Here is an 8777-nt window from a genome sequence, read left to right on the forward strand (position 1 = left end):
CGATGTACCGGAACTCGAGGGGGGCGACGGGCGATGCACGGCCAATGGACGATCTACCCGACGCGGCTCAGGCACCTGTCACGGCGGCACGGCTCGGCGAGCCCTCTCCCGCCGTCCCCCCGGCCCGGCGCGCCCCGGACGGCGGCGCGGTGAGCGCCCCCGGAGCGGCGCCGGCCCTCCGGCCCGCCCCGGCCGGGGGGCCGGGCGTGCTCTCCCAGCTCCTCCTCGCCCTCGTCTGCGGCAGCTACGCCACGGGCGCCGCCTTCGGCTGGGGCTCGTGCCGGCTCGCCACCGCCATGGGCGACTTCGGCCTGAGCGGCGCCGCCGGCCTGGCCGCCGCCTCCTGCTTCTGGTACGGGCACACCCGCAGCACCCGGTTCCGGCCCGCCTGGCTGCTGTTCGCCGCCTCCTCGGCGATGGCCGGCTTCGGCAACGCCGTCTGGGGCTGGTACGAGGTCGTCCTGGACCGGCCCGTGCCGACCCCGTCCCCGGCCGACTTCTGCTTCCTGCTCTTCGCGCCGCCCGCCATCATCGGCCTGCTGGTGCTGGCCCGCCGGCCGGTCACCCGGGCCGGCTGGGTCTGCCTCGCGCTCGACTCCTGGCTCATCGGCGGCTCGCTGCTGACCCTCTCCTGGAGCCTGGCCCTCGCCCACACCGCGCACTTCGCCGGCGAGACCGTCGCCCACGCCGCGCTCTCGCTCGCCTATCCGCTGCTGGACATCGTGCTGGTGTCCATGGTGCTGGCGCTGCACTTCCGGCGCTCCTCGGCCAACCGCTCGGCCATCAACACCGCCATCGCCGCCCTGGCCCTGACGGTCCTGTGCGACGCCCTGTTCACCTCCCCGCTGCTGCGCGACCACTACCGCTCCGGCCAGATCCTCGACGCCGGCTGGTTCGCGGGCTACATGCTCATGGCGTACGCCCCCTGGGTGGCCCGCGAGGAGCAGGACGAGTCCGCTGGCAAGCGCTCCCGGCCGCTGCCGGCCGGCGGCCGGCCCATCGCCGGCTCCCTCGCCGCCCTCACCCCGTATCTCGCCGCCGCCGTCTGCACCCTGGGCATCCTCTACAACGTCCTCGACGGCCACCGCGTCGACCGCGTCGTGCTCTTCACGGGCTGCACGGTCGTCCTGGCGCTCGTCGTCCGCCAGGGCATCATGCTGCTCGACAACATCTCCCTCACCCAGGAGCTGGCACAGAAGGAGAACCACTTCCGGTCCCTGGTGCAGGGCTCCAGCGACGTCATCATGATCGCCGCGCCCACCGGCATACTGCGCTACGTCAGCCCGGCCGCCGCCGGGGTCTACGGCCGCGACGCCGAGGAGCTCGTCGGCTCCGAGCTCGCCTCACTCATCCACCCCGAGGACCTGGGCCGGGTGGTCCACGAGGTGCGCCGCTTCCTCGCGGCCCCGCCCGCCGAGGAGCCCACCACCCGCATCGAGTGCCGCTTCCGCTCCGGCGGCGGTGACTGGCTCAACGTCGAGTCCACCGTCAACCGCCACCACGGCGGGCTGATCTTCAACAGCCGCGACGTGACCGAACGGGTCCGGCTCCAGGCCCAGTTGCAGCACACCGCCGAGCACGACCCGCTCACCGACCTGCCCAACCGCGCGCTGTTCACCAAGCGCGTCCAGCAGGCCCTCGCCGGCCGCAGAGTCACCGACGCCGGCACCGCCGTGCTCTTCATCGATCTCGACGGCTTCAAGGCCGTCAACGACACCGTCGGCCACCAGGCCGGCGACGAACTGCTGGTCCAGGCCGCCCGCCGGCTCCAGGAATCGGTGCGCTCGGGGGACTCCACCGCCCGCTTCGGCGGTGACGAGTTCGCCGCCCTCATCATCGGCGACGGCACCCGCGACGCCGCCGCCCGCGAGTACCGCATCCTGGAGATCGCCGACCGGCTCCGGCTCACCCTCTCCCAGCCCTATCTGGTCGAGGGCGGCACCGAGGTCCGGGTCGCCGCCAGCATCGGCGTCGCCTTCGCCGAGCCCGGCATCACCCCCGGCACCCTCATGCGCAACGCCGACCTCGCGATGTACCGCGCCAAGCAGGCCGGCAAGGGGCGCGTCGAGCTCTACGCCCCCCAGATGCAGGCCGACGTCGTCCGCCGCGCGGAGCTCGCCACCCGGCTGCGCACCGCCCTCCACGACGGCGAGTTCGCGCTGCTGCACCAGCCGGTCGTCGAGCTCGCGACGGGCCGGATCACCGCCGTCTCCGCGCAGGCCCGCTGGCGTTCGGCCCAGGGCATCCTCTTCACCCCGGACGAATTCCTGCGGGTGGCCGAGATGGACCGGGGCGACGAGAGCGCCCGTACGGCCGAGCTCGGCCGGTGGACGCTGGAGAAGGCCGCCGAGCAGGCCGGCCGGCGGCGCGGCGCCGGCCACGCCGTGCCCGTGTTCGTCCGGCTGACCGCCGCCCGGCTGCTCGACCGCTCGCTGCCGCCCAAGGACATCGAGGCCCTCGTCCTCCGCCACGGCCTGCCCGCCGGCTCGCTGGTCCTGGAGCTCTCCGGCAGCGATCCGCGCGTCCCGCTCGACGAGCTGGAGCGGCGCCTGGTCTCGCTGCGGCGCTTCGGCGTCCGTATCGCGCTCGACGGCTTCGGCACGGGGTACGCCGCCATGAGCGCCCTGCGGCGGCTGCCCATCGACGTCCTCAAGCTCGACCGCGGGCTGGTCGAGGGCGTGGTGGAGTCCGCCCGGCTGTACAAGATCACGGCCGGGCTGCTGCGGATCGCCGGCGACCTGGGCATGCAGTCCGTGGCCGACGGCGTGGACGAGCCCGAGCAGGCCCGGGTGCTGACGGCCATGGGGTGCACCCACGGCCAGGGCGCCGCCTTCGCCGGGGCCCTCGACGAGCACCGGCTGCGGCACGCCCTCGACCGTGGCCCGTACACAGTGCCGGGCGATCCCTCGGGCGGGGGAAACGAGGTGCTCGTCGGGGGTGCGCTGCCCGTACGATCCGGGGCGGTGGGAGGTGCCGGAGCCCTGGCCCATGCTCCATTGCGCTCAAATAATGAGACGCCCGTCCCACCCACTTGACACTTCAGGTGGCGCGGAGGGAGGGTCGGTCCCATGCGCACCCGAATTCTCGTACTTGGACAGCGCGTCGGCTGAAGCAGGTCGCTCACGAAGCCCCTGCAGACCACCCCGACGCGCTCCCCTCGCTTGCCTTACGGCACGAGGGGTTTTTTGTTTGCCGAACCGTCGAATCCGAAGCCTTCGAGAAGAGATTTCCGATGACAGAGCAGGCCACCGGGGCCCATCATCCGCAGCCGCGGCCCCGCAGCGGCGCGGCACAGCAGCCCGTCACCGTCGAACGCGTCACGGGTGCGCAGTCCCTCATCCGCTCGCTGGAGGAGGTGGGGGCCGAGATCGTCTTCGGCATCCCCGGCGGGGCGATCCTGCCCGCGTACGACCCGATGATGGACTCCTCCAAGGTCCGCCACGTCCTCGTCCGCCACGAGCAGGGCGCCGGCCACGCGGCCACCGGCTACGCCCAGGCGACCGGCCGGGTCGGCGTCTGCATGGCCACCTCGGGACCGGGCGCCACCAACCTGGTCACCCCCATCGCCGACGCCCACATGGACTCCGTCCCGCTCGTCGCGATCACCGGCCAGGTCTCCTCCAAGTCGATCGGCACGGACGCCTTCCAGGAGGCGGACATCTGCGGCATCACCATGCCGATCACCAAGCACAACTGGCTGGTCACCGACCCCGCCGAGATCCCCCGGACGATCGCCGAGGCCTTCCACGTCGCCTCCACCGGCCGCCCCGGCCCGGTCCTGGTCGACATCGCCAAGGACGCCCTGCAGGCCCAGACCACCTTCGCCTGGCCCCCGCACACCGACCTGCCCGGCTACCGCCCCGTCACCAAGCCGCACGCCAAGCAGATCCGCGAGGCCGCCAAGCTGATCGCCCAGGCCGAGCGCCCGGTGCTCTACGTCGGCGGCGGCGTGCTCAAGGCCTCCGCCACGGCCGAGCTGAAGGTCTTCGCCGAGCTCACCGGCGCCCCCGTGACCACCACCCTGATGGCGCTGGGCGCGCTGCCCGACAGTCACCCCCAGCACCTGGGCATGCCCGGGATGCACGGCTCGGTCGCCGCCGTCACCGCGCTGCAGAAGTCCGACCTGATCGTCGCCCTCGGCGCCCGCTTCGACGACCGCGTCACCGGCCGGCTGGACTCCTTCGCACCGCACGCGAAGATCGTCCACGCGGACATCGACCCGGCGGAGATCGGCAAGAACCGCGTCGCCGACGTCCCGATCGTGGGCGACGCCCGCGAGGTCCTCGCCGACCTGATCGTCGCCGTCCGCGCCGAGCAGGCCGAGGGCCGCGCCGGCGACGCCGCCCGCACCCGCTACGCCGACTGGTGGACCGACCTCGACCGCTGGCGGAAGACCTACCCGCTCGGCTACGACCAGCCCGAGGACGGCAGCCTCTCCCCGCAGCAGGTCATCCAGCGCATCGGGCAGCTCGCCCCGCCGGACACGATCTTCACCGCGGGCGTCGGCCAGCACCAGATGTGGGCCGCCCACTTCATCGACTACGAGCAGCCGCGGACCTGGCTCAACTCCGGCGGCGCCGGGACGATGGGCTACGCGGTGCCCGCCGCGATGGGCGCCAAGGCCGGGATGCCGGACCGCACGGTCTGGGCCGTCGACGGTGACGGCTGCTTCCAGATGACCAATCAGGAACTGGTCACCTGCGCGCTCAACGGCCTCCCCGTCAAGGTCGCCATCATCAACAACGGCGCCCTGGGCATGGTCCGCCAGTGGCAGACGCTCTTCTACAACCAGCGCTACTCCAACACCGTGCTGCACACCGGTCCCGCGGTGTCCGGCGGCGGTACGGCCACCGGCGCCGGCCAGGAGCCCTGCACCGGCACCCGGGTGCCCGACTTCGTCAAACTCGCCGAGGCCATGGGCTGCGTGGGCCTGCGCTGCGAGGACCCCGCCGAGCTCGACGCCGTGATCGAGCGGGCCAACGCCATCAACGACCGCCCCGTCGTGGTCGACTTCATCGTCCACCAGGACGCCATGGTCTGGCCGATGGTCGCCGCGGGCACCTCCAACGACGAGATCCTGGCCGCGCGCGGCGTCCGGCCGGACTTCGACGGCATCGACGACGACTGACCGCCTCGACGAGAAAGCCGAGAGACCGACCCATGACCAAGCACACGCTCTCCGTCCTGGTGGAGAACACCCCCGGCATCCTGACCCGGGTCGCCGCGCTGTTCTCCCGGCGGGGCTTCAACATCGACTCCCTCGCCGTCGGGGTGACCGAGCACCCCGACATCTCCCGCATCACGATCGTCGTCAACGTCGAGACGCTGCCGCTGGAGCAGGTCACCAAGCAGCTGAACAAGCTCGTCAACGTGCTGAAGATCGTCGAACTGGAGGAGAGCGCCGCCATCCAGCGCGAGCTCGTCCTGGTGAAGGTGCGCGCCGACAACGAGACCCGCTCCCAGATCGTCGAGATCGTCCAGCTCTTCCGCGCCAAGACCGTGGACGTCTCCCCGGAGGCCGTCACCATCGAGGCCACCGGCGGCAGCGACAAGCTCGGCGCCATGCTCAAGATGCTGGAGCCCTTCGGCATCAAGGAACTGGTCCAGTCCGGCACCATCGCCATAGGCCGTGGCGCCCGCTCGATCACCGACCGGAGCCTGCGCGCCCTGGACCGCTCGGCCTGACCGGCCCGGCCGGCACCCCTGTCGCGCCGTCACTTTCCCGCCGCACCCCCGTCCCCCCGCACACGCCGACCGCCCGCCGTCATACGGTGGGTCGTACCACCGGACACACCGGAAACAAGGAGATATTCCACGTGGCTGCCGAGCTCTTCTACGACAACGACGCCGACCTGTCCATCATCCAGGGCCGCAAGGTCGCGGTCCTCGGCTACGGCAGCCAGGGGCACGCCCACGCGCTGTCCCTGCGCGACTCGGGCGTCGACGTCCGCGTGGGCCTCCACGAGGGCTCGAAGTCCAAGGCGAAGGCCGAGGAGCAGGGCCTGCGCGTCGTCACCCCCGCCGAGGCGGCCGCCGAGGCCGACGTCATCATGATCCTCGTCCCGGACCCGATCCAGGCCAAGGTCTACGAGGAGTCCGTCAAGGACCACCTCAAGGACGGCGACGCCCTCTTCTTCGGCCACGGCTTCAACATCCGCTTCGGCTTCATCAAGCCCCCGGCCGGCGTCGACGTCTGCATGGTCGCCCCCAAGGGCCCGGGCCACCTGGTCCGCCGCCAGTACGAGGAGGGCCGCGGCGTGCCGTGCATCGCGGCCGTCGAGCAGGACGCCTCCGGCAACGCCTTCGCGCTGGCGCTCTCCTACGCCAAGGCCATCGGCGGCACCCGCGCCGGCGTCATCAAGACCACCTTCACCGAGGAGACCGAGACCGACCTCTTCGGCGAGCAGGCCGTCCTCTGCGGCGGTGCCTCGGCGCTGGTCAAGGCGGGCTTCGAGACCCTGGTCGAGGCCGGCTACCAGCCGGAGATCGCCTACTTCGAGTGCCTCCACGAGCTCAAGCTCATCGTCGACCTGATGTACGAGGGCGGCCTGGAGAAGATGCGCTGGTCGGTCTCCGAGACCGCCGAGTGGGGCGACTACGTCACCGGCCCGCGCATCGTCAACGAGGGCACCAAGGCCGAGATGAAGAAGGTCCTGGGCGAGATCCAGGACGGCACCTTCGCCAACAACTGGATGAAGGAGTACCAGGCCGGCCTGCCCAAGTACAACGAGTACAAGAAGGCCGACGAGGACCACCTCCTGGAGACCACCGGCAAGAAGCTGCGCAAGCTGATGAGCTGGGTGGACGACAAGGAGTAGTCCCCACGCGTACGGAACGCGGCACCGGGCCGGGGCGGCGTCCCCGGCCCGGTGCCGGTCCGTTTCGTCCGCCCCTGTCCGGTGGCCCCGGGTGACGTTTGCGCATCGGCCCGGGCTCGCGCCGCTTCCCCCGATACACTGCGGAGCACAACGCGTCAGGCTCACAGCGTCGTGCGTCTTCCACGCGGCTGCCCCCGTTCACCGCCTTCGGCCGCCGGGACGGCCGTCCGCGAAGGACCAGTGAGGACTGAGACCACGTGAGCCCTGTTTCGCCGTCGCGCAAACCCGTCGTACTCATCGCCGAAGAGCTGTCGCCCGCCACCGTCGACGCCCTGGGGTCCGACTTCGACATCCGGCACTGCAACGGCGCCGACCGCGCCGAGCTGCTGCCCGCCCTCGCCGACGCCGACGCGGTCCTGGTCCGCTCGGCCACCCGGATCGACGCGGAGGCCATCGGGGCCGCCAAGCGGCTGCGGGTCGTCGCCCGCGCGGGCGTGGGCCTGGACAACGTCGACGTCGCCGCCGCCACCAAGGCCGGCGTGATGGTCGTCAACGCCCCGACGTCCAACATCGTCACCGCCGCCGAGCTCGCCTGCGGCCTGCTGATCGCCACCGCCCGCAACATCCCGCAGGCCAACTCCGCGCTGAAGAACGGCGAGTGGAAGCGCTCGAAGTACACCGGCGTCGAGCTGTCCGAGAAGACCCTGGGCGTGGTGGGCCTCGGCCGGATCGGGGTGCTCGTCGCCCAGCGCATGGCCGCGTTCGGCATGAAGGTCGTCGCCTACGACCCCTACGTCCAGCCCGCCCGGGCGGCGCAGATGGGCGTCAAGCTGCTCTCGCTCGACGAGCTGCTGGAGGCCGCCGACTTCATCACCGTGCACCTGCCCAAGACCCCCGAGACCCTCGGCCTCATCGGCGACGAGGCGCTGCGCAAGGTCAAGCCCTCGGTCCGCATCGTCAACGCCGCGCGCGGCGGCATCGTGGACGAGGCGGCCCTGGCCGACGCGCTCAAGGAGGGCCGCGTCGCGGGCGCCGGCCTGGACGTCTACGCCTCCGAGCCGTGCACGGACTCCCCGCTCTTCGCCTTCGACACCGTGGTGTGCACCCCGCACCTGGGCGCCTCCACCGGCGAGGCCCAGGAGAAGGCCGGCATCGCGGTCGCCAAGTCCGTCCGGCTGGCGCTCGCGGGCGAGCTGGTGCCGGACGCGGTCAACGTCCAGGGCGGAGTGATCGCCGAGGACGTCAAGCCCGCGCTGCCGCTGGCCGAGCGGCTCGGCCGGATCTTCACCGCGCTGGCGGGCGAGGTCGCGGTCCGCCTCGACGTCGAGGTCTACGGCGAGCTCACCCAGCACGATGTGAAGGTGCTCGAACTCTCCGCACTCAAGGGCGTGTTCGAGGACGTCGTCGACGAGACCGTGTCGTACGTCAACGCCCCGCTGTTCGCCCAGGAGCGTGGCGTCGAGGTCCGCCTGACCACCGGCTCGGAGTCCCCCGACCACCGCAACGTGGTGATCGTCCGCGGCACGCTGGCGGGCGGCGCCGAGGTCTCCGTCTCCGGCACCCTGGCCGGCCCCAAGAACCTCCAGAAGATCGTCGCGGTCGGCGACCACGACGTGGACCTGGCGCTCGCCGACCACATGGCCTTCCTCCGCTACGTCGACCGCCCCGGCGTCGTCGGCACGCTGGGCCGGATCCTCGGCGAGGCGAGCATCAACATCGCCGGCATGCAGGTCTCCCGCACGCTGGAGGGCGGCGAGGCGCTGGTCGCCCTGACCGTCGACGAGTCCGTGCCGGCGCCGGTGCTCGCCGAGATCGCCGAGGCGATCGGCGCCGCCTCGGCCCGCGCGGTGAACCTGACGGACTGACGGGGCGGGGGGGGGGGGGGGGGGGGGGGGGGGGGGGGGGGGGGGGGGGGGGGGGGGGGGGGGGGGGGGGGGGGGGGGGGGGGGGGGGGGGGGG

5 protein-coding genes are annotated in these 8777 nt (G+C 72.3%); all 5 read left to right on the plus strand.

The features are described from left to right. Positions 1–44: 44 nt before the first annotated feature. The 5 genes from AC07BS_RS30280 (at position 45) to serA (ending at position 8683) form a co-directional block, all read left to right on the plus strand. On the plus strand, positions 45–3035 hold the full coding sequence (locus tag AC07BS_RS30280) for a putative bifunctional diguanylate cyclase/phosphodiesterase (RefSeq protein WP_478935094.1): 2991 nt from the start codon (positions 45–47) through the stop codon (positions 3033–3035). Positions 3036–3232: 197 nt separating this feature from the next. After that, the gene (locus tag AC07BS_RS30285; protein WP_478642223.1) at positions 3233–5128 is read left to right on the plus strand and encodes an acetolactate synthase large subunit; all 1896 of its coding nucleotides are present in this window, start codon (positions 3233–3235) and stop codon (positions 5126–5128) included. A gap of 32 nt (positions 5129–5160) precedes the next feature. Then, a complete protein-coding gene (gene ilvN / locus AC07BS_RS30290; RefSeq protein WP_225662422.1) occupies positions 5161–5685 on the plus strand; it encodes an acetolactate synthase small subunit in 525 nt (174 codons plus the stop codon). 131 nt (positions 5686–5816) lie between these two features. Continuing rightward, a complete protein-coding gene (ilvC, locus tag AC07BS_RS30295) occupies positions 5817–6818 on the plus strand; it encodes a ketol-acid reductoisomerase (protein WP_478642221.1) in 1002 nt (333 codons plus the stop codon). 257 nt (positions 6819–7075) lie between these two features. Then, positions 7076–8683 carry a phosphoglycerate dehydrogenase gene (serA, locus tag AC07BS_RS30300; protein WP_478642220.1) on the plus strand — a complete coding sequence of 536 codons (1608 nt, stop codon included), beginning with the start codon at positions 7076–7078 and terminating at the stop codon, positions 8681–8683. Positions 8684–8777 lie beyond the last annotated feature (94 nt).

The sequence above is a fragment of the Streptomyces sp. NPDC044063 genome, from assembly GCF_056434285.1.